General features: G+C 63.8%; 18 protein-coding genes. 4 read left to right on the top strand and 14 right to left on the bottom strand.

Annotation, left to right across the window (positions count from 1 at the left end; all coding sequences use genetic code 11):
- Positions 1-41: 41 nt before the first annotated feature.
- From I9018_RS28680 to I9018_RS28630, 11 genes are all read right to left on the bottom strand, one after another.
- Entirely contained in the window at positions 42-506 is a 465-nt protein-coding gene (locus tag I9018_RS28680) for a hypothetical protein (protein WP_241108112.1), read from the bottom strand.
- Positions 507-939: 433 nt separating this feature from the next.
- Positions 940-1,467, bottom strand: coding sequence for an inorganic diphosphatase (gene ppa / locus I9018_RS28675; RefSeq protein ID WP_068579703.1), 528 nt, complete (start codon positions 1,465-1,467; stop codon positions 940-942).
- A gap of 171 nt (positions 1,468-1,638) precedes the next feature.
- On the bottom strand, positions 1,639-2,451 hold the full coding sequence (locus I9018_RS28670; RefSeq protein ID WP_241108111.1) for a M90 family metallopeptidase: 813 nt from the start codon (positions 2,449-2,451) through the stop codon (positions 1,639-1,641).
- Positions 2,452-2,456: 5 nt separating this feature from the next.
- Positions 2,457-3,113: a DedA family protein gene (locus I9018_RS28665; RefSeq protein WP_068579694.1), complete on the bottom strand. Its 657-nt coding sequence runs from the start codon at positions 3,111-3,113 to the stop codon at positions 2,457-2,459.
- A gap of 360 nt (positions 3,114-3,473) precedes the next feature.
- The gene (locus tag I9018_RS28660) at positions 3,474-3,932 is read right to left on the bottom strand and encodes a GNAT family N-acetyltransferase (protein ID WP_068579692.1); all 459 of its coding nucleotides are present in this window, start codon (positions 3,930-3,932) and stop codon (positions 3,474-3,476) included.
- Between the two features lie 107 nt (positions 3,933-4,039).
- Entirely contained in the window at positions 4,040-4,864 is an 825-nt protein-coding gene (gene eutC, locus I9018_RS28655; RefSeq protein WP_068579689.1) for an ethanolamine ammonia-lyase subunit EutC, read from the bottom strand.
- 11 nt (positions 4,865-4,875) lie between these two features.
- On the bottom strand, positions 4,876-6,270 hold the full coding sequence (locus tag I9018_RS28650) for an ethanolamine ammonia-lyase subunit EutB (RefSeq protein ID WP_241108110.1): 1,395 nt from the start codon (positions 6,268-6,270) through the stop codon (positions 4,876-4,878).
- A gap of 51 nt (positions 6,271-6,321) precedes the next feature.
- Positions 6,322-8,517 carry an ethanolamine ammonia-lyase gene (locus I9018_RS28645; RefSeq protein WP_241108109.1) on the bottom strand — a complete coding sequence of 732 codons (2,196 nt, stop codon included), beginning with the start codon at positions 8,515-8,517 and terminating at the stop codon, positions 6,322-6,324.
- A gap of 28 nt (positions 8,518-8,545) precedes the next feature.
- Positions 8,546-9,982, bottom strand: coding sequence for an ethanolamine ammonia-lyase reactivating factor EutA (locus I9018_RS28640; RefSeq protein WP_241108108.1), 1,437 nt, complete (start codon positions 9,980-9,982; stop codon positions 8,546-8,548).
- A 25-nt stretch (positions 9,983-10,007) separates the two neighbouring features.
- Positions 10,008-11,288 (bottom strand): ethanolamine utilization protein EutH, encoded by a 1,281-nt coding sequence (eutH, locus tag I9018_RS28635; RefSeq protein ID WP_068579677.1) that lies wholly within the window; start codon positions 11,286-11,288, stop codon positions 10,008-10,010.
- A 195-nt stretch (positions 11,289-11,483) separates the two neighbouring features.
- Positions 11,484-13,004, bottom strand: coding sequence for an aldehyde dehydrogenase family protein (locus I9018_RS28630; RefSeq protein ID WP_068595430.1), 1,521 nt, complete (start codon positions 13,002-13,004; stop codon positions 11,484-11,486).
- 382 nt (positions 13,005-13,386) lie between these two features.
- Between I9018_RS28630 and I9018_RS28625 the strand changes: the two genes are divergently transcribed.
- The 4 genes from I9018_RS28625 (at position 13,387) to I9018_RS28610 (ending at position 17,687) form a co-directional block, all read left to right on the top strand.
- Positions 13,387-15,309: a sigma-54-dependent Fis family transcriptional regulator gene (locus tag I9018_RS28625; RefSeq protein WP_124347288.1), complete on the top strand. Its 1,923-nt coding sequence runs from the start codon at positions 13,387-13,389 to the stop codon at positions 15,307-15,309.
- A gap of 119 nt (positions 15,310-15,428) precedes the next feature.
- Positions 15,429-16,778 carry a UDP-N-acetylmuramate:L-alanyl-gamma-D-glutamyl-meso-diaminopimelate ligase gene (mpl, locus tag I9018_RS28620; protein ID WP_068579516.1) on the top strand — a complete coding sequence of 450 codons (1,350 nt, stop codon included), beginning with the start codon at positions 15,429-15,431 and terminating at the stop codon, positions 16,776-16,778.
- Positions 16,775-17,407 carry a flavin prenyltransferase UbiX gene (ubiX, locus tag I9018_RS28615; protein ID WP_068579519.1) on the top strand — a complete coding sequence of 211 codons (633 nt, stop codon included), beginning with the start codon at positions 16,775-16,777 and terminating at the stop codon, positions 17,405-17,407. Before mpl ends, ubiX begins: the two co-directional genes overlap by 4 nt.
- Positions 17,400-17,687, top strand: a complete 288-nt coding sequence (locus I9018_RS28610) for a YceK/YidQ family lipoprotein (RefSeq protein WP_068579522.1) — start codon at positions 17,400-17,402, stop codon at positions 17,685-17,687. Before ubiX ends, I9018_RS28610 begins: the two co-directional genes overlap by 8 nt.
- A 47-nt stretch (positions 17,688-17,734) precedes the next feature.
- Here I9018_RS28610 and I9018_RS28605 read toward each other — a convergent pair whose 3' ends face one another.
- The 3 genes from I9018_RS28605 to I9018_RS28595 form a co-directional block, all read right to left on the bottom strand.
- A complete protein-coding gene (locus I9018_RS28605) occupies positions 17,735-18,376 on the bottom strand; it encodes an oxidoreductase (protein WP_068579524.1) in 642 nt (213 codons plus the stop codon).
- Positions 18,377-18,404: 28 nt separating this feature from the next.
- Positions 18,405-20,123, bottom strand: a complete 1,719-nt coding sequence (locus tag I9018_RS28600) for a C13 family peptidase (RefSeq protein ID WP_241108107.1) — start codon at positions 20,121-20,123, stop codon at positions 18,405-18,407.
- A gap of 102 nt (positions 20,124-20,225) precedes the next feature.
- Positions 20,226-20,681, bottom strand: a complete 456-nt coding sequence (locus I9018_RS28595) for a MaoC family dehydratase (RefSeq protein ID WP_068579530.1) — start codon at positions 20,679-20,681, stop codon at positions 20,226-20,228.
- Positions 20,682-20,766: the final 85 nt, after the last annotated feature.

Here is a 20,766-nt window from a genome sequence, read left to right as displayed (position 1 = left end):
GGCTGGCCTTGCATGGCGGGAATGCCGCGAGTGGCAGGGGCTTATCTGAATGTCCCGCAGAGCGCATTGCCCTGGTAGCCGTGGAGGATGGGAGCCATGAACATCAATGGGCCACAGGCATGGAACGTCGAGCCCAGGGTCTGGCTGGAGCGCAGTAACGGGGTTGGTGTCCCGTGCGCATCATTACCGTAGGAAATGGCGCTGTCGTAGGACTCGCAAACCGGCAGTTTCAAGGGGATGGGAAGAATGACCGCCCAGATCGTGGTGCCGCACCATCGGCGTTGGGGCGAGGTCTTCTCCGTGTGGGTGATTACGGGGTGAGTCCCGTTCTTGACGAGCTGCTGGTAAGCCACTGTCGTCGATTCCTGCTTCTCAGGCATATCTACCCAGGCGCCGACACAACCGGACAGTCCGAGGACGATCAATGTGCAAAGCAGGCCTTTGATAGTGGCCGAGCCCAGGTACTTGGGAGTGCGAGGGGAAGAGCATTTGCGTGGGTCGTGCATCCTGCACCTGTCGTCTGGGGGAGCGCTACCTGGATTCCAGGTATTAAAAAGCCGGCTTGTGGCCGGCTTCTCGGGGACTGGCTTGGCTTATTTTTGGTAAACCGCACCAGCCTGCAAAACGTACACCCAGCTCTTGCGGCTGGCTGTGGGGCTAGGCGGGAAAATCATCCGCTTTGCCGGGCGATCTGGCCGCTGGAGGGCCGATGCGCAAAGATGGGGCGCAGCATACGCATGTTCGCCGGGAATTCCCAGTGCGAAGCGCGATCCAGAGGCCTTGAGGGCGAAAATAGTGCCCAGGAGGCTGTTGCAGGATGCATGGCCGGGTGGGCCTCTTCACCGACAAGCGACCCGTGCGGGTGCTGGCAGATACAAAAAAGCCCCGATCACTCGGGGCTTTTCTTGAAGCTTGTCGCTCGAAGCTTGTAACGGCCTCTTAGCCTTTGTAGGCAGCAACCGACTTCAGGATCTCGGCACGGGCCGCGTCAGCGTTGCCCCAACCGTCGATCTTCACCCACTTGCCTTTTTCGAGGTCCTTGTAGTTCTCGAAGAAGTGCTTGATCTGCTCCAGCAGCAGCGGTGGCAGGTCGGTGTATTCCTTCACGTCCACGTACAGCTGGGACAGCTTGTCGTGAGGAACCGCGATCACTTTGGCGTCGCCGCCGCCGTCGTCGGTCATGTTCAGGATGCCGACCGGACGAGCACGGATCACCGAGCCTGGAGCCACTGGGTATGGGGTCACGACCAGCACATCCAGGGGATCGCCGTCGTCAGCCAGGGTGTTGGGGATGAAGCCGTAGTTGGCCGGGTAGAACATCGGGGTGGCCATGAAACGGTCAACGAACAGGCAGTCGCTGTCTTTGTCGATTTCGTACTTGATCGGCGCGTGGTTGGCCGGGATTTCGATCGCGACGTAGATGTCGTTCGGCAGGTCTTTGCCCGCCGGAATCTTGCTGTAGCTCATTGGGCATTGCCCCCGTTAGTTGACCAAATGACTTGGCCGGATTGACCAAAAAGTGGCGGCGATTATAGACACACTCCGCTACCGATGCCACGTACCAGGGGTCGTAGGTCCCCGGTTGCAGTGTCTTGCTGGCACGTCTTCAGATGAACAACGTAATGGCTCGGCAAGACATTAGTGTTGCGCTTGATAGACCGGATCATGCGCCTGAAGTTGCTGCAGCCTGGCCAGCGGATTTTGCCGATAGAACAGCTGCAGTTGCTCGTAGACTTTCGGATAAGCCGCCACCAGCAGGTCCGGGGCGCTGAAGAAGTACTCGCTGGTCACGGCGAAGAACTCCGCCGGGTTTTCCGCGGCATAGGGGTCGATGGCGGTTTCGGCGTCCGGATCATGATCGAGCTGGCGATTGAGGTCGTCGTAGGCACTTTGCATGACCTGGGCCCAGTCGCTGACCCGCATGTCGCTGTGCAGCGGCGGCAGGCCGTTGGCATCGCCATTGAGCATGTCCAGCTTGTGGGCCAGTTCGTGGATGACCAGGTTGTAGGCCTCCCAGCCACCGCTGGCCAGAACCCCGGGCCACGCCAGGATGACCGGCCCCTGTTGCCAGGCTTCACCGCTGTGTTCGCCGTCCCATTCGTGCTCGATACCGCTGGCATCGCGATGGCGCTGGGGGCTGAGGAAATCGTCGGGGTAGAGGATGATTTCGTGGAAACCCTGGTACCAGTTCAGGTCGCCCAGGTGCAGCAACGGCAGTTGGGCCTGGGCGGCCAGCAGCAGGCGCTGTTCCTGGTGCAGCTCGACTCCCGGCAGGGCTGTCAGGTGCTTGTCGTCCAGGAACAGCACGCTGGCTTCGCGCAACCACTGGTCCTCGGCGGCACTGATGCCGTCGAGGAAGGGCAATTGCTGGCGGACCTGCTGCCAGGTCTGGTCGCTGACCGGATGTTTGGCCAGGCGGCGCCTGCGGCGCCAGGCGCTCAAGGACCACATGCTGGTCAGCGGGTCTCGGCTTTTTCCGCGTTACGGCCGAAACGGCTGCGCAACACACCGATGATCATCGGTACCAGGGACAGGAGGATGATGGCTACCACCAGCAGCGACAGGTTTTTCTTGATGAACGGTACGTTGCCGAAGAAGTAACCCAGGGTCACCAGGCCGCCGACCCAGAGGATGGTGCCGGCCACGCTGAAGGCGAAGAAACGTGCATAAGGCATTCTGGCGACGCCGGCAACGAAGGGCGCAAAAGTCCGGATGATGGGCAGGAAGCGCGCCAGGGTTACGGTCTTGCCACCGTGTTTTTCATAGAAATCGTGGGTTTTCTGCAGGTAGTCGCGACGGAAGATCTTCGAATTGGGGTTGCTGAACAAACGCTCCCCAGCCGTTCGTCCGATCACATAGTTGGTGCTGTCGCCCAGGATCGCCGCAAGCATCAGCAGCCCGCCCAGCAATACCGGGTCCATGCCGCCACCGGCCGCTACCGCACCGGCGATGAACAGCAGTGAATCCCCTGGCAGGAAGGGAGTGACCACCAGTCCTGTCTCGCAAAAAATCACCATGAACAAGATGGCGTAGATCCAGGGCCCGTAGTTGGTCACCAACATGTCGAGATAGACGTCGAGATGAAGGATTAGGTCGATCGGGTTGAAATCCATTGAGGCACCTGTAGTGGTGGCCTGGCTCGGCAGGCCTGTGCGATAGCTTTGAGAAAAGGACTTAAAGGGTGTGCGACTTTTCTGGGAAGCGGAAAAGGTCGGCATTATAAAGGCTGGGAGGTGAAATGCATGTTCAGATTGTAGCGGCACATGTCGATCCGCAACCTGTCGGCACGCTGACAGACTCCGCTGTCTGGGACCGGGGACTAATGCCGATCAGTTAAGGACAGGGTAGGCGCGAGGGACTTCAGAGCGCTGCGTTTATCCAGTCGATACGCGCTACCGTTAACGAGCATCGACCGGTTGCTCCTACAGAGAATCACCTCGCTTGACTGATTGGCATTAGGCCCGGGGGCGCTTTCAGTCTTCGCTGATAGGCAGGATGTAGTTCTTGAACTCGGTATCTTCGCGAAATCCCATGGATTCATAGGTCTTGCGCGCCACTTCGTTGTCGCTGCTGGTGGAAACCCGCATGCGCACGGCATTGGTTTCCTTGGCCATCTTCTTCGCAGTGCGCATCAGGTTGTCGGCCACCAGCTGGCGCCGGGCGTCCTCGGCGACGTAGATGTCGTTGAGAATCCAGACCCGCTTGAGGGACAGGGACGAAAAGCTCGGATAGAGCTGGCAGAAACCCAGCAACTTGCTGTTGTCATCATCGGCCAGGGCCAGGTAGATCACCGACTCCTTGCGCCGCAGGCGCTTTTCCAGGAACGCCCGGGAAGAGTCCGGGTAAGGCAGGGCGCCATAGAACTCGCGGTACTTGACGAATAGCGGGGTCAACAGATCCAGGTGCTCGAGGGTTGCTTGAGTAATCCGCATGATGGCTCTCAACTTCAAGTGGATGTGACGGCACAAGTTGGATGACTCGGGGCAGCCGCGTTGCGATGCTGCCCAAAGCGGTTAAAAAGCGCAATCGTCTTGCAAAATCACACTTGGGGCGGGCCCAGGAGGAAGTTGCCCTTCATGTCCGCGGGCGAGTCGCTGTCCAGAGTCTGGACCTGCGCCTCGTCCTTGAGGTTCACCCCCGACAATTGCCGGCGGCAGGCTTCGCGCATCAGGTACAGCAGCCGATGGGCGGCCATGCCGTAGCTCAGGCCCTCCAGGCGTACGTTGGAGATGCAGTTGCGGTAGGCATCGGTGAGCCCGACCTTCGGCTGGTAGGTGAAATATAGCCCCAGACTGTCGGGAGAGCTGAGCCCCGGGCGTTCGCCGATCAGGATGACCGTCATCTTGGCGCCCAGCAGCTGGCCGATTTCGTCGGCCACCGCCACTCGGCCCTGTTCCACCAGGACCACTGGCGACAGCGACCAGCCTTCGGCGGCGGTCTGTTCTTCCATGCGCGCCAGGAACGGCAGGGTGTGGCGATGCACGGCCAGCGCCGACAAGCCATCGGCCACCACGACCGCCAGGTCGACCCCGCCGGGGTGGGCCTGGGCGTACTCACGCAGGGCCTGGGCCGACTCGTCGCTGAGCCGGCGCCCCAGGTCAGGGCGTTGCAGGTAGCTGTGGCGGTCGGTGGCGGCGCTGTGCAGCAGCAGGCTGTCGCGGCCCCGCTCGGCCAGCTGGGCGCTGAGTCCGGCATGGTCGAACGGCAGGTGCACGGCATCCCGGGCCTGGGCATGGGCGAACTGGAAATCCAGCTGGGCGCCAGTGGGCAGGCTGGTGCCGGTGCGGCCCAGGGCGATGCGCGCCGGGGTCAGGCGGCGCAGTTCCAGCCAGGGGTTTTGTGAGTCGCTCGGGTGTTTTTGCATGAGCCTGTTCCTTATCCCAACTGGGCCAGTGCCTGGCGGAAGGCCGGAGGCAGGTTGTTGCCGAAATGCACCTTGCCGTCGGCCTGGGTGAAGATCCCGGTCCGCGCCAGCCATTGCTCGAATTCGGGCGCGGGCTTCAGGCCCAGGGTCTGGCGGGCGTAGAGGGCGTCGTGGAAGGACGTGGTCTGGTAGTTGAGCATGATGTCGTCGGACCCCGGGATGCCCATGATGAAGTTGATCCCGGCCACCCCCAACAGGGTCAGCAGGTTGTCCATGTCGTCCTGGTCGGCCTCGGCGTGGTTGGTGTAGCAGATGTCGCAACCCATGGGCACGCCCAGCAGCTTGCCGCAGAAATGATCCTCCAGGCCGGCGCGGATGATCTGCTTGCCGTTGTACAGGTACTCCGGCCCGATGAAGCCGACCACGGTGTTCACCAGGAACGGCTTGAAGTGCCGGGCCACGGCGTAGGCGCGGGTCTCGCAGGTCTGCTGGTCGACGCCGAAGTGGGCGTTGGCCGACAGCGCGCTGCCCTGGCCGGTCTCGAAGTACATCAGGTTCTGTCCCAAGGTGCCGCGGTTCAGGCTCAGCCCCGCTTCGTAGCCTTCCTTGAGGATGTTGAGGTTGATGCCGAAGCTGGCGTTGGCCGCCTCGGTACCGGCGATCGACTGGAACACCAGGTCCAGGGGCACGCCACGGTTGATCGCCTCGATGGAGGTGGTGACGTGGGTCAGCACGCAGGCCTGGGTGGGGATCTCGTAGCGCTGGATGATGGCATCGAGCATTTCCAGCATGGCGCAGATCGAGGCAATGCTGTCGGTGGCCGGGTTGATGCCGATCATGGCGTCACCGTTGCCGTACAGCAGGCCGTCGAGAATGCTCGCGGCGATACCGGCCGGCTCGTCGGTGGGGTGGTTGGGCTGCAGGCGGGTGGACAGGCGCCCACGCAGGCCCAGGGTGCCGCGGAACTTGGTCACCACGCGGATCTTCTGCGCCACCAGCACCAGGTCTTGCAGGCGCATGATCTTCGATACCGCGGCGGCCATTTCCGGGGTCAGGCCCGGGGCCAGGCCGCGCAGGCTCTGCTCGTCGGCAGCGTCACTGAGCAGCCAGTCGCGAAAACCACCGACGGTCAGGTGGCTGACCGGGGCGAAGGCCGCCTTGTCGTGGCTGTCGATGATCAACCGGGTAACTTCGTCGGATTCGTAGGGGATCAGCACCTCTTCGAGGAAGTGCTTGAGGGGGATGTCCGCCAGGGTCATCTGCGCGGCCACCCGCTCGCCGTCGTTGAGGGCGGCGACTCCGGCCAGGAAGTCCCCGGAGCGGGCCGGGCTGGCCTTGGCCATGACTTCCTTGAGGCTGTCGAAGCGATAGGTCTGAGTACCTACGCTGTGGGAAAATTGGGCCATCTCAGTCTCCGTTTCAACGATGTAGGGGCGTTGCCGAGTGCTGGCGGATCATCAGGATGCCACCTTCTTCAGCAGGTTTTCCAGACGGTTGCCGGCAGCCCGGTGCTGGAGGATGGCAAAGGCCTTTTCCGCCACCAGGCTGCCGCCTTCCAGCGGAGGCAGGCCACCGCTGTAGATGTTCGAGATCACGGTGTATTCGTAGCCGATATCCGGGTTGCCGCTGAACTGAGCGGCGGCGCGCCGGGCCTGGTCGTCCGGCAGGCGGTAGCCCAGGTAGGCGGACATGCTGCGCGAGGCCAGGGCATCGCCACCGGGGCGTTCGCCGATCAACACGATGATCAGCTGCGGTTGCAGCGCCTCACCCACCGACTCCGCCAGCTTGACCCGGCCGTAGGGCGCGAGGATCGGTTGGCCGATACGCAACTGGCGGCTGCGCAGGCCGTCCATCAGCACCGGGAGCAGCTCGGGAATGTTGTGATGGATGGCCTCGGCACTGAGGCCATCGGAAATCACGATCTGCACGTCGTTGTATTCCGGTTGCAGTTGGCGCAGTACCTCTTCGGTCAGGCGTGCCCCCAGTTCCGGGTCCTGCAGGTGGGCCAGCTTGTCCGGGGCGGCGGTGCGCAGCTCGCGCAGGGGAATCTCGCCGATCTCGGCCGGTCGCAGGTCGACGTAGATCGCCTCCCGGGCTACCGCCAGGTTGGCCCGAACGATGCGCGAGACAGTGTTGGCCGGGCGCGGCCCGGCGTTATCGAAGCCGTAGGTGGCCGGGGTGGACTCCAGCAGGCGCTGGAAGTCGATGTCCGACTCGCAGAAGATCCGCGGGTTGCCCCAGTTCGGCCCACGCTCGACGTTGCCATGGGCATCCTCCTGGAAGATCCCCTTGGCCAGGGCCCAGCGCAGGTACTCCGGTGCTGGGACCAGGTCGTGGACTTCGCGCAGGGTCTGGTTGTCGTGGGCGCTGGTATCGAAGTAGGCGAGCATGCGGTCGGTGCTCAGGTACACGTCCATGAAGAAGTTGGCGCCGGCCGCGGTCAGCAGCTCGGTGGCCATCTGCTGGCCTTCCAGGGTCACCTGGGAGTGCAGGGTGTAGCAGGGCGCCATGCCCATGGGCAGGCCCAGCAGCTTGCCCATGAACTGGTCCTGCAGGCAGGCGTAGGTCATCTCGAAGTTGTCGAGGTGGGTTTCCGGGCCGATGAACCCGGTGACGTTGTTGACCATGTACGGCCGATAGCGCCGGGCCAGGCCGTAGCACAGCGCCTCGCAGGTGGTCATGTCGATGCCTTCGTGCTTGCCGTAGGTCAGCTCGCTGCCCTGGCCGGTCTCGAAGTACATGAAGTTTTCCGCCACGTCCCTGAGCGGGCCCCGCTCGGCCATGGCCTGCCAGGCCTGGTCGAGCAGTTGCACGGTGACGTCGAACTCGTCGGTCAGGGTGCGCTCGGTGCCCGCCAGGCTCTGGAACATGATTTCCACCGGCGCGCCCTGGTCCAGGCAGGCCAGTTGGGTCTTGATGTGCGACAGCACGCAGATCTGCGTGGGGGCCCCGGTTTCCCGGCGCAGCTTGTCCAGGTGGCGCAGGGTGGCGCTGATGTTGTCCACGGTGTCGATGGCCGGGTTGAGGCCGATCAGCGCATCGCCCGAGCCCATGCTCAGCCCGGTGTACACCAGCAGGGTGATGCCGCTGAGGTTGTCGGTGGGGTGGTTGGGCTGCAAGCGTGACGACAGGGTGCCAGGCAGGCCCACCAGGGTCCGGGCCTTGGCGGCCGCACCGCTCTTGAGCTTCTTGGACAGCAGGATCAGCTCGTGCACGTCCAGGAGCTTGGCCAGGGCGGCGACCATCACCCCGGTCAGGCCCGTGCCGATGCGACGGATCTGCGTGCCGTGGCTGCGCAGCAGGCGGTCCTTGAGGGCGCCCAGGGTCAACCCGGATATCTCGGCGAACACCTGGTGGTCGATGTCGTAGTTGACCTGCATGACGCTGTCGATACGGCCATGGCGGTCGGTGAGAGGGTGCTCGAAGTAGTGGCCCAGGGTCAGCTCCGAGAGCACCTTGCGGGCCGCTTCGCGAGTGATTTCGTCGGCCGCCGCCAGGCCAGCCACGCGGTCCCCGGCCTTGCTGATGTCGGCGGCGCCGAGCACCGCCTTGAGGTTGGCGAAGTGGATCTCGCGATCCAGGACCCGGGTGCCGTAGCTGCGCTCGGCGGGCACCTCGGGCAGGCGGATGTGCTGGAGTTCGGTGAGTGGCATGGCAGGACTCTCCTTGGTTCGCATCGCCTCAGTGCACGCCGTAGAAGGCGACGGGCACGATGTGCTGATGGGGTTTTCCCAGGTTGATGAAGTGCGCCGAGCGCTCGCGTACCTCGTCGATGACGATCAGGTTGCAAGCACTGCGCCCCCAGTCCGTGGCGTAGTTGCCCAGGACCTTGCCGATGTTGCTTTCCAGCAGCAGCACCAGAGGCCACTGCGGCTGCGGCGCCGCCGCTTGCAGGGCCTGGGCCAGGCGCGTGCCCAGTTGGCGGACCTGCTCCAACCGGGGAACCTGGCCGCCATCGAGCAATTGCAGGCAGGCCCCGTCGCGGCTGCCCAGGGCCAGGCCCAGGGCGTCGCCCAGTTGGCGCTCGCTGGCATCGATGGGCAGGCGCGCGACGATGGGCAGGTCCTTGAGCGGCAGCGCCTGCGGTCGTGGCAAGAACAGGGTGCTGCCGGAAATCTCGGTGTTGTGCAGGGTCAGGCCATAGACCGTGGCTCGTCCGCGGTTTTCCGGCAGCAGTCGGTTGGCATCCCCCACCAGCCGGGGCTGGCGAGCGATGGCCAGGGCCAGGTCGATGCCCAAATCGCCATAGAAGGTGGTGCCGGGCAGCGTTTCGCCTTGCAGGTGGCGATAGAGCAGCTCGCCGACGCCGCCGGAAAAGGTCAGCGCGGCGCTTGCATGGCCTTGGGGCAAGAGCAACGGCAATTGCTCGACCAGCCGGCCCATCGCAGTGGCGAAGAACGCCCGGTCGCCCTCGGCGATCGCCAGCAACGCCGCGATGTACCAGGCGAGCACGGCGTCCCGCTCCAGGGGCATCAGCTCCTGGCCGGGCTCCCTGGCGATGCCCAGGTGCTGGAGCAGGGCCCGGCCGAACGCCGAGAGCTCCCTGAGCCGATAGCTACCGGGCTCGAATTGCAGGTGCCGGGCGCCGATGAAGTGGCAGCCAGTGGCCAGGACATTGCCATCCAGGCCCCAGGCGGCGTTGGTGGTACCGCCGCCAATGTCCAGGTTGAGCAGTGGCTGCTGGCGATGGAAACGGCTCAGGGCCGAGCAACTGCCCATGAAGGCCAGCCAGGATTCCAGGCCGCCGTCGTCGGCCCGGGTCACCAGGGCGTTGCCGAGCAGTTGCCCTACCTGGTGCGCCAGGGCCTGGGCATTGTGTCGCCGAGCGGCCAGGCCGGTGATGATCACCCCGCCGGAAAACAGCTGCTGCGGGCGGACTCCGGCCTGTTCCAGCCAGCCTTCGATCAAGTCGCCGATGGCCCCGGTGTCGATGATGTCGTCCTTGAACGGCGTGAACACCGGGTCGCCGCGAAACAGCACGCGGGGTTCATTGAGGGCCATGCGTCCGGTGACGCACTGGCTGCTGAGGCTGGCCTGGGCGATCAGCGCGCTGCTGGTGGTGGAACCGAAGTCCAGCCCCAGCAGCAATACCGGTGCGCCGCCCGTGATGGCTGGCATGCAGGCGTTCCTTGTCGTGCCGGGCTTAGGCTGTGGCCTTTTGCCCGGGCCCTACTGGCGCTTCCTGCACGCTATCGCCCAGGTACTCGCCCTCGGCGATGATCCCGGCCGCACGGTCCTGGGCTTCCAGTTGCAGGGCCTTGGGCACCGACAGCCAGTAGGCCAGGCCTACCGCGACGAAACCGGCGCTGAGCTTGCCGATCAGCACCGGCAGGATGATGGTCGGCTGGAAGTTGGCGGTGAAGGACAGGTGGTCGCCCAGCAGGAACGCCGCGCAGACGCCGAAGGCAATGTTGATCACCTTGTCCTTTGGCGGCATGTAGCGCACCAGGCGGAACATCGCCAGGATGTTGGCGATGGTGGCCAGCATGCCGGCGCTGCCCACGGCGCTCAGGCCGACCTTGCCACCCAGGCTCTCCAGGGGTTTGCCCAGGTATTTGCGCAGCAGGTAGACCATGGGGAAGGCCCCGGCCAGCATGATGCCGATGTAGCCGGCAGTCTCCAGCGCGCGGGTCTGGTCCTCGGCGTCGGCGATGATCGGGTGGAAGCCCCAGCTGCCGAAGACCGTGGTGAACACGCCGGTGAAGTGCTGGACGATCGAGGCCACCAGTACCAGCTTGATCACTGCGTCCAGGGTCCGGCCGAAGATGATGAAGCCCTTGATCATCAGGTCCGGCAGGAACCGCAGGCCCAGGGCCAGGGCCACGACGAAGATCAGGATCGGCAGCAGGTTGGCGAACAGGCCTCCCACGGCCAGGGCCAGTTGGTAGCTGGCCTCGGAGTTGGTGCTGACCAGTTCGCGGACCATCGGGTTGCTGAAGGCCAGGATCAGGCTGGCCACCATCACTCCGACCGGGATGGTCAGGATGCCGGACATGATCCCCAGGGCCATGTACTTGTGGTCGCGCTTGTCGAGCATCGCCAGGCCCATGGGGATCGAGAAGACGATGGTAGCGCCACCCATGAAGCCGGTGATCAACGCCATCACCAGCGCTTCCTTGCTGGCCGCCAGGGCCGATGCCAGGTGGTAGCCGCCCATGTCCGAGGCGATGATCATGGTCGCCGCCAGGGCCGGGTCGGCGCCCAGGGATTCGAAGAAGGGCCCGAAGACCGATTCGATCAATACGGTGAGATAGGGGATGGAAGCCATGATCCCCGCCGCCGGCACGAAGATGTAGCCCGTGGCGTGGATGCCTTCCATGAACTCCTTGCCCAGCCCGCGATCGCTGTCATAGATGGCAGCGAGGGCGCCGAGCACGGCACAGAGCATGATGAGGTAGAGCACGTAGTTGCCGATCTGGTCCATTGCTTTGCTCCCTTGTCTTATTGTTTTTCAAGGCTCTTGTTCGAGCCCGGGGCTGTGCGCGCGAGGTCGTTGACTCAGAACTTCCGACAGCAGCGTCCCGTCCGGCAAGCCAGTGGCGCCGGACCACGAAGGTATAGATGTGCGGCAGGGCCGCGAAAAAACTCCCGGCGACCCTGGGGCCGCCGGGAGGGTCGATCAGAAGAAGCCCAGCGGATTGATGTCGTAGCTCACCAGCAGGTTCTTGGTCTGCTGGTAGTGGTCGAGCATCATCTTGTGGGTCTCGCGGCCCACGCCGGATTTCTTGTAGCCACCGAACGCGGCGTGCGCCGGGTACAGGTGGTAGCAGTTGGTCCACACGCGACCGGCCTTGATCCCACGGCCCATGCGGTAGGCGCGGTTGATGTCGCGGGTCCAGACCCCGGCCCCCAGGCCGAACTCGGTGTCGTTGGCGATCGCCAGGGCCTCGGCTTCGTCCTTGAAGGTGGTGATGCTCACCACTGGGCCGAAGATTTCTTCCTGGAATACGCGCATCTTGTTGGTGCCTTTGAGCAGGGTCGGCTGGATGTAGTAGCCGGTTGCCAGGTCGCCTTCGAGTTTCTCCACCTTGCCGCCGGTGAGCAGCTGCGCACCTTCGTTCTTGGCGATGTCGAGGTAGGACAGGATCTTGTCGAACTGCTGTTCGGAAGCCTGGGCGCCGACCATGGTGTCGGTGTCCAGCGGGTCGCCACGCTTGATCTGCTCGATCTTCTTCATCACCGCCTGCATGAATTCGTCGTAGATCGACTCCTGCACCAGGGCGCGGGATGGGCAGGTGCAGACTTCACCCTGGTTGAAGAACGCCAGCACCAGGCCTTCGGCGGCCTTCTCGATGAACTTCGGCTCGGCCTGCATGATGTCTTCGAAGAAGATGTTCGGCGACTTGCCGCCCAGCTCCACGGTGGACGGGATGATGTTCTCGGCGGCGCATTTCATGATGTGCGAGCCCACCGGGGTCGAGCCGGTGAAGGCGATCTTGGCGATGCGCTTGCTGGTGGCCAGGGCCTCGCCGGCTTCGCGGCCGAAACCTTGCACCACGTTGAGCACGCCTTTTGGCAGCAGGTCGCCGATCACTTCCATGAGCACGGTGATGCCCAGCGGGGTCTGCTCGGCAGGCTTGAGCACCACGCAGTTGCCGGCGGCCAGGGCCGGGGCCAGCTTCCAGGCGGCCATCAGGATCGGGAAGTTCCACGGGATGATCTGGCCGACCACGCCCAGTGGCTCATGGATGTGGTAGGCCACGGTGTTGCCGTCGATCTCGGCGGCGCTGCCTTCCTGGGCCCGCAGGCAGCCAGCGAAGTAGCGGAAATGGTCGGCGGCCAGGGGGATGTCGGCGTTCAGGGTCTCGCGTACGGCCTTGCCGTTGTCCCAGGTTTCGGTGATGGCCAGCAGTTCGAGGTTCTGCTCGATGCGGTCGGCGATCTTCAGCAGGATCAGCGAGCGGGCCTGGACCGAGGTCGCGCCCCAGGCATCGGCGGCGGCATGGGCGGCGTCCAGGGCTTTTTCGATGTCTTCGGCAGTGGAGCGCGGGAATTCGGCAATCGGCTTGCCGTTCACCGGCGAGGTGTTGGTGAAGTACTGGCCTTTGATGGGCGCGACGAATTCGCCGTTGATGTAGTTACCGTACTTGCTCTTGAACGAAACGATAGCGCCTTCAGTACCGGGGTGTGCGTAACGCATGGGGTATCTCCTGGCTTTTATGCTTATGGGGGAGGACGCGCTGTAGCGCATGGCAAGCGTAGAGCAAAGCCCGGGCCAGCGTAGCGCGAGCCATGTGAATCAAGCGTTTGCGCAGGTAGCAGGGGCTGTCGGTCCCTGGCGTGTGACAAATCTGGCGCAGCATTGAGTGACAGTTTGTAACCTGGATGGCACAAGCTGTGGCTCAGGGGACAAGCTGGCGTTGCAATGCGACGACGCCTGGAGGATGCTGGCTCGAATGTCGAATCCTGTCGGACAAATCCGTCGGCCCATCGGTGTTTTCGTCGATGGACCCTGATCTCCAGACCTTCGGTGGCGCAGGATCGCGCCCGCGTGTGACAGCACAGCAGGAGAACAATAAGAAATGCACAGCAGTAATCATCTCACCCGCCATGCCCAGCAAGTGCTGACGGTCGCCCGGGGCAAGGCTCATCTGCAGGGGCCCGGCAGCGATCCTTCCATCGCCCGCTCCTGGTTGCGCTGCCTGGAGGACTATCACCTCGACCCGGCTCTTTCCATGGCCCCCACGGTGCTCGAGCACGGTCGCCTGCTGGAGAGCCGGGAGCGCTTGAAGGATGTCCTGCAGATCGCCGGCACCGAAATGGCCAACCTGCACCAGCAGTTGTCTGGCGCTGGCCATGCGGTACTGCTGACCGATGCCCGTGGGGTGATCCTCAACTGCATCACCGCTCCCAGCGAGCGCAAGATCTTCGAGCATGCCGGGTTGTGGCTGGGGGCTGACTGGAGCGAGGCCCGGGAGGGCACCAACGGTATCGGTACCTGCCTGGTCGAGCGCCAGTCGCTGACGATTCATCAGGGCGAGCATTTTCGTGGCCGGCACACCGGCCTGACCTGTTCGGCCAGTCCGGTGTTCGATCCCCATGGCGAGTTGCTGGCGGTGCTGGATGTGTCGTCGGCTCGCCAGGATGTTTCCCGCCAGAGCCAGTTCCACACCATGGCCATGGTCAACCTCTCGGCGAAGATGATCGAGAGTTGCTACTTCCTGCGTTACTTCGAGAACCAGTGGTTGCTGCGCTTTCATTTGCAGGCCGAATCGGTGGGCCTGTTCAGCGAGGGTCTGCTGGCCTTCGACGGCGAAGGACGGATCTGCGCGGTGAACCAGAGTGCGCTGAACCTGCTGGGGCATATCCGCGGCGGCCTGTTGGGCAAGCCGGTGGACAGTTTCTTCGAGTGCTCCCTGGACGAGCTGTTCGGGCGCGCCAGCCTGAACGCCAGTGCCAGTTGGCCATTACGCACCCGGGATGGGCGGCATTTGTTCGCCCTGCTGCGAGGCGCGCCACCTGCCGTTGTACAACCCATGCTGCGAGCCCCGGTGAATGTGGCGGTGCCTAAGGCTTCGGGCATCTGCCTTGGCGATGCTGGCCTGCAAGGCGATTTTCGCCGGGCATCGCGGGTCTTCGAGCGCGACGTGCCGCTGCTGATCAATGGTGAGACCGGCTCGGGCAAGGAGGCCTTCGCCAAGGCCGTGCACCAGGCCAGTGCCCGGGCGGACAAGGCCTTCGTCGCCCTCAACTGCGCGGCCATTCCGGAGAGCCTGATCGAGAGCGAACTGTTCGGTTATCGCGGTGGCAGTTTCACCGGGGCACGCAAGGAAGGCATGCGCGGCAAGTTGCAGCAGGCCGATGGCGGTACCTTGTTCCTCGATGAAATTGGTGACATGCCCCTGGCCTTGCAGACTCGTTTGCTGAGGGTGCTGGAGGATCGACTGGTGGTGCCGATTGGAGGCGAGCCGCAATCGGTCAATGTCCGGATCATCAGCGCCACCCACCGCAACCTGCTGGAGCGAGTCGGCGACGGTAGTTTTCGCGAAGACCTGTACTACCGGCTCAATGGCCTGGAGATTGCCCTGCCAGCCTTGCGCGAGCGCAGCGACAAGTCCCAGTTGCTGGATTTTCTCCTGGCCGAAGAGGCGGGCTCGCAACCGGTGGTGCTGGACGAGGCGGCGCGCCAGAACCTGCTGGCCTACTCCTGGCCGGGTAACGTGCGGCAATTGCGAAACGTACTGCGGACCTTGGCGGCGCTGTGCGAGGACGGTCGGATCGGTGTGCAGGACCTGCCACCGCTGATTCGCCAGGGCAACCGCCCGATAGCGCCCAGCGAACCCCTCGATGATCAGCCGGAGCGGCCTCTTGAGGATGCCGAACGGGTGGCCCTGCTGGCAGCGCTGGAGCAGCAGCGCTGGCACATGACCCACACCGCCGAGCAGTTGGGGATCAGCCGTAACACCCTGTATAGAAAGCTGCGCAAGCACAGTATCGCGCGCTGAGCCTTCGCTTGTTTCCGACCAGCCATGGCGTCAGGCCGTGGCTGGATCTCCCCGTCAGCTAAAGGGTGCGAATTGCAGCCCTCTAGGCTACCCTGCGCCGATGTTTTATGAGGTCGACTATGCACATCCATATTCTCGGTATCTGCGGCACTTTCATGGGGTCGATGGCGGTTCTGGCCAAAGAACTCGGCCACCACGTCACCGGCTCCGACGCCAACGTCTATCCGCCGATGAGCACCCAGCTGCAAGCCCAGGGCATCGAGCTGACCCAGGGTTATGATCCGGCCCAGCTGGACCCCGCACCGGACCTGGTGGTGATCGGCAACGCCATGTCCCGGGGCAACCCGGCGGTGGAATATGTGTTGAACAAGGGCTTGCCCTATGTGTCCGGCCCGCAATGGCTGGCGGACCATGTGCTGCAAGGGCGTTGGGTACTGGCGGTGGCCGGCACCCATGGCAAGACCACCACCAGCAGCATGCTGGCCTGGGTGCTGGAGCATGCCGGGATGAGCCCGGGCTTTTTGATCGGCGGCGTGCCGCAGAACTTCGCGGTCTCGGCCCGCCTGGGCGGCACGCCGTTCTTCGTGATCGAGGCCGACGAGTACGACAGCGCGTTCTTCGACAAGCGCTCGAAGTTCGTCCACTACCGTCCGCGCACCGCGATCCTCAACAACCTCGAATTCGACCATGCGGACATCTTCCCGGACCTGGCGGCCATCGAGCGGCAGTTCCACCACTTGGTGCGGACTATCCCCAGCGAAGGCCTGGTGATCCATCCCACCACCGAGCCCGCCTTGCAGCGGGTGATCGAGATGGGTTGCTGGACCCCGGTGCAGACCACCGGCGCCGGCGGCCAGTGGCAGGTCAAGCTGCACAGCGAAGACGGCTCGGCCTTCGAAGTGCTGTTCGAGGGTGTGAGCCAGGGCGTGGTCGAGTGGGAACTGACCGGCCAGCATAACGTCGCCAACGCCTTGGCGACCCTGGCCGCGGCCCGTCATGTGGGCGTGGTGCCGGCCATGGGCATCGCTGCGCTGAGCGCTTTCAAGAGTGTGAAGCGGCGCATGGAGAAAGTCGCCCAGGTGCATGGCGTGACCATCTACGATGACTTCGCCCACCACCCGACGGCCATCGCCACCACCCTGGATGGCTTGCGCAAGCGCGTCGGCGAGGCGCCGGTGATTGCCATCATCGAGCCGCGTTCCAACTCCATGAAGTTGGGCGCCCACCGTGATGGTCTGCCGGAAAGCGTCAACCAGGCCGACCAGGTGATCTGGTACGCGCCACCCAACCTGGGCTGGGACCTGGCGGCCACGGCGGCCCAGTGCACGGTGCCGTCGATCGTCAGCGATTCGCTGGACGGCATCATCGAACGAGTGAAGAGCCAGGCCAAGCCCGGGACCCAGGTGGTGATCATGAGCAATGGCGGCTTTGGCGGCCTGCACGGCAAGCTGGCCGAGGCGCTGCAATGAGCAACGGCCCGGAACGCATCACCCTGGCCATGACTGGCGCCTCTGGTGCCCAGTATGGCCTGCGCCTGCTCGACTGCCTGGTGCGCGAGGACCGGGAGGTGCATTTTCTGATCTCCAAGGCGGCGCAATTGGTGATGGCCACCGAGACCGATGTCACCCTACCGGCCAAGCCGCAGCTGATGCAGGCGTTCCTGACCGAGTACACCGGGGCGGCGGCGGGGCAGATCCGGGTCTACGGCAAGGAGGACTGGATGTCGCCGGTGGCTTCGGGCTCCGGCTCACCGGCCGCGATGGTGGTGGTGCCTTGCTCTACCGGCACCCTGTCGGCGATTGCCACCGGCGCCTGCAACAACCTGATCGAACGGGCTGCGGACGTTACGCTCAAGGAGCGCCGTCAGCTGATCCTGGTGCCGCGCGAGGCGCCGTACTCCAGTATTCACCTGGAGCACATGCTCAAGCTGTCGAACCTGGGCGTGACCATCCTGCCGGCCTCGCCGGGTTTCTATCACCAGCCCCAGACCATCGATGACCTGGTGGACTTCGTGGTGGCGCGAATTCTCAACCTGCTGAATATCCCCCAGGACATGCTGCCCCGTTGGGGCGAGCATCATTTGAGCAGCGATGAGTAAAGCCCTGCCTTTGCTGTTGGCGGCCCTGCAGTTGGGCGGCTGCGCCACGGCCCGGACCCTGGATGCGGCGAAGCCCGGGGCTGCGGTGGTGTACTCGGGGACGCGCCTGGATCTGTATGCCCTGCAGGGCGGATGTTGTCCCCTGGATCGCTTTGGTGCCGAGGCGCCGGGGTATCCGGGCCTGGACCTGCCGGCCAGCGCTGTGCTCGATACGTTGCTCTTGCCGCTGTCGGTGCTGACGGTGTTGGGCGTGGGGTTCAGGGCTACCGGCGGGTTGTAGGGAGAGTTGCCAGGCCGCCTCCTGCGGAGCTTGCCTGGCGCAGCCGATCATTTGCCCAGCTTGCGCAACTCGTCGGACTCCACCACCCGGGTGCCACTCTGTTCTTCCAGGGCCAGGCGCCACATGGCTCGAGCCAACTGGCAGGCTTCGATGCCGCGGTACTTGCCCGGGATCAGCCGCGATAGTGGACCGACCAACTGCTCGCCAAGACGCGGTTCGACCCGGTCTCCGAGCAATAGGGAAGGCCGGCAGATGGTCAATTGCGGCCAGCCCTGGCGCTTCAGCGCCTCTTCCATCTCGCCCTTGACCCGGTTGTAGAAAATCGACGACTTGGGGTCGGCGCCCAGGGCGCTGACCACAACCAGGTGTCGTGCACCCATTTCCAGGGCGCGCTTGGCGAAAGTCACGACCAGGTCCAGGTCCACGGCGCGAAAGGCGGCTTCGGAGCCGGCTTGCTTGATGGTGGTGCCCAGGCAGCAAAAGGCGATTTCCACCTTGCCGGTCAGCTGCGGCAGGACGGTTGCAGGGTCGCCGACCGGGTTTTCCAGTCGTGGGTGCTCGCTCAATGGGCGCCTGCTGGGGGCCAGGACCCGGCTGATGGTGGGCTCGTTGAGCAGGCGGTCGAGCAATTGCTCCCCGGTCAGGCCAGAGGCGCCGGCGAGCAGGATGTGCTGTGGCGTCAAGTACATAGTCATTCCCCCTTGATACTGTTCCAGCTTAGTTGCCTTGTGCTTCCTTGCTGCTGATAGAGACACTCTGCAGGGCTTTTCGTGCCTGCTGCTTGCGTAGTTGCTGCCAGTGGGCGATGACCCCCTTGGGGGCCCAGATCTGTGGCTCGGACGGGTCGAAGTTGTCCGCCTGCTCGCGCTCGGCCACGCTCGCCTTGGCCAGCATGAAGGCGTGCTCCAGGTCATCGGTCTGGTTCAGCGCCTGGGCGAACAGGGCGTCTCCGAAGTAGGTGAAGTCGGCTTCTTCCGAGCAGCCGAAGGATACCCGGTCCGCCTTTGAGGCAGTCATGACCAGGGTTCGTTCATCCTTGAGGGCCGGGATGAAACCGCCAGAGTAGCAAGCCGAGATGACCACGATCTTGTCGCGATTCTTCAAGGGCGCCAGGGCATTGGCCAGCTCGTCGGCGGGCAGGTCGGCCAGCTCCAGGCGTGGTTGGTCGAGCACCAGTTCATGTTCGCTGGTGCCGTGGCTGGTGAGGTAGATGAATACCAGGTCTTCGGGACCGCTGCGTTCGGCCAGGACCTGGGCCGCGCGGCGCAGGTTTTCCCGGGTGGCCATGGGGCGGTTCATCATGTGGTCGCGGTGGTTCACCAGGCGGATCTGGCCATAGGCGCCGAAACGGCTGGCGAGCATGTTGCTGACATAGTCGGCTTCACGCAGGAATACGCTCTGCTTGCCATCGCCGGCCAGGGTCAGGCTGTAGAGCTCGATGGCTCGGGTCGAGGCCGGCACGGCATCGAGGGCTTCCTTGAGTAGGCGGCCCTGGGTCAGCAGGGCCGTTTCCAGGGGGTCGGGGAGCAGCTTGCCATCGGCATCGCGAACCCGCAGGCCGTTGTTCCACACACCGCTTTGCACGCTGCCGTCGCGTAGCACCAGGACCCCGTGCCCCTGATAGTTGTCGCTGTCGAATCCACCGACATAGAAGCTGCCATCGCTGAGGTTCAGGCGCCCCTCGCCGCTGAAACGCCAGTCGCTGAAGGTGCCGAGGTAGTGGCTGCCATCGGCGCCGATCAACTCACCTTTACCGCCCAGGGCTCCGTCCTTGAACTGGCCGATCCATACATCGCCGTCGGAGTTTTCATAGCGGCCTTTGCCATTGAGCTGGTTGTGCTTGAAACCGCCGACGTAGATATCGCCTTCGGCACTGTTGAACGTGCCATTGCCTTCGAGTTGACCGTCGACGAAGTGGCCGCTGAACTGGTTGCCGCTGGAGTCGCTGCGCTGGCCTTCGCCATTGGGCTTGCCCTTGGCGAACTGGCCCTGGTACTGGCTGCCGTCGTCCAGTTCCAGGCGCCCCAGGCCCGAATACAGGTCGGCCTTGAACTCGCCCCGATAGGTCATGCCGTCTTCTTTGAGGGTGCCTTCTCCGTCACGGCGCCCGAGCTTGAAGCCGCCACTGTAGCTGCTGTTCTTGGTGGTCAGGGTGCCTTGCCCATGGAATAACCCTTGCTGGAACAGGCCTCGGTAGACTTCGCCGTTGCTACCGTGCCATTCCCCTTGCCCGTGCCATTGCCCCTTGTCGAACTGACCGGCATACCAGCTGCCATTGGGGTAGTCGATGCGGCCCTGGCCCTGCAACAGACCGTTGACCAGGTCGCCACGATAGCGTCCGCCATCCGGTAGGCGGGCATCGGGCGGCAACAGTGATTCGCCATCACCGCAAGCGCTGAGCAGGAGGGTCAAAACCAGGGGGACAAATGGGCGCATAACGGGTTCCGGATGATTAGGGGTCCGAGTATGCCGTAGCCGTGTGCCTTATATATAGAGAGCCTGAGCGAAACAGCGTGATGCGTTTCGCTCAGGGGTGCATCAGACGAAGCAGAGTGACAGGGGCTCAGCGATATAGGCCGGTTTTTCCTGGCCTTCGATTTCCAGGGTGACGCTGGCCTTGAGCAGCCATTGGCCGGGTTTCTTCTCGGTCGCGTCCACCAGGTCGACCTTGAGCCGCACCTTGGAGTCGACCTTCACCGGCTGGATGAAACGCACGCTGTCCAGGCCATAGTTGATCGCCATTTTCAGCCCCTGGGGCAGTACCAGGATGTCCTCCATCAGCTTCGGAATCAGCGACAGGGTCAGGAAACCGTGGGCGATGGTGCTGCCAAATGGCGTCTGTGCGGCCTTGGCCGGGTCGACGTGAATGAACTGGAAGTCACCGGTGGCTTCGGCAAACAGGTTGATACGCTCCTGGTCGATAGTGAGCCATGCGGAACGACCCAGTTCCTTTCCAACATAATCCTTGAGCTCTGCAACAGGAACATAGGGCATTGACACTCTCCTTGGTTCAACGATTTTGGGTGATCGATGCGGTGTTTCACGGTCCGAAACTTCCACTGTAGATCATCATGGTGAT

The sequence above is a fragment of the Pseudomonas sp. MPFS genome, assembly GCF_022537035.1.
Classification (GTDB): Bacteria; Pseudomonadota; Gammaproteobacteria; order Pseudomonadales; family Pseudomonadaceae; genus Aquipseudomonas; species Aquipseudomonas sessilinigenes.
Note: the sequence above shows the minus strand (reverse complement) of the source record. Positions and strands in the feature narration are given on the sequence as shown.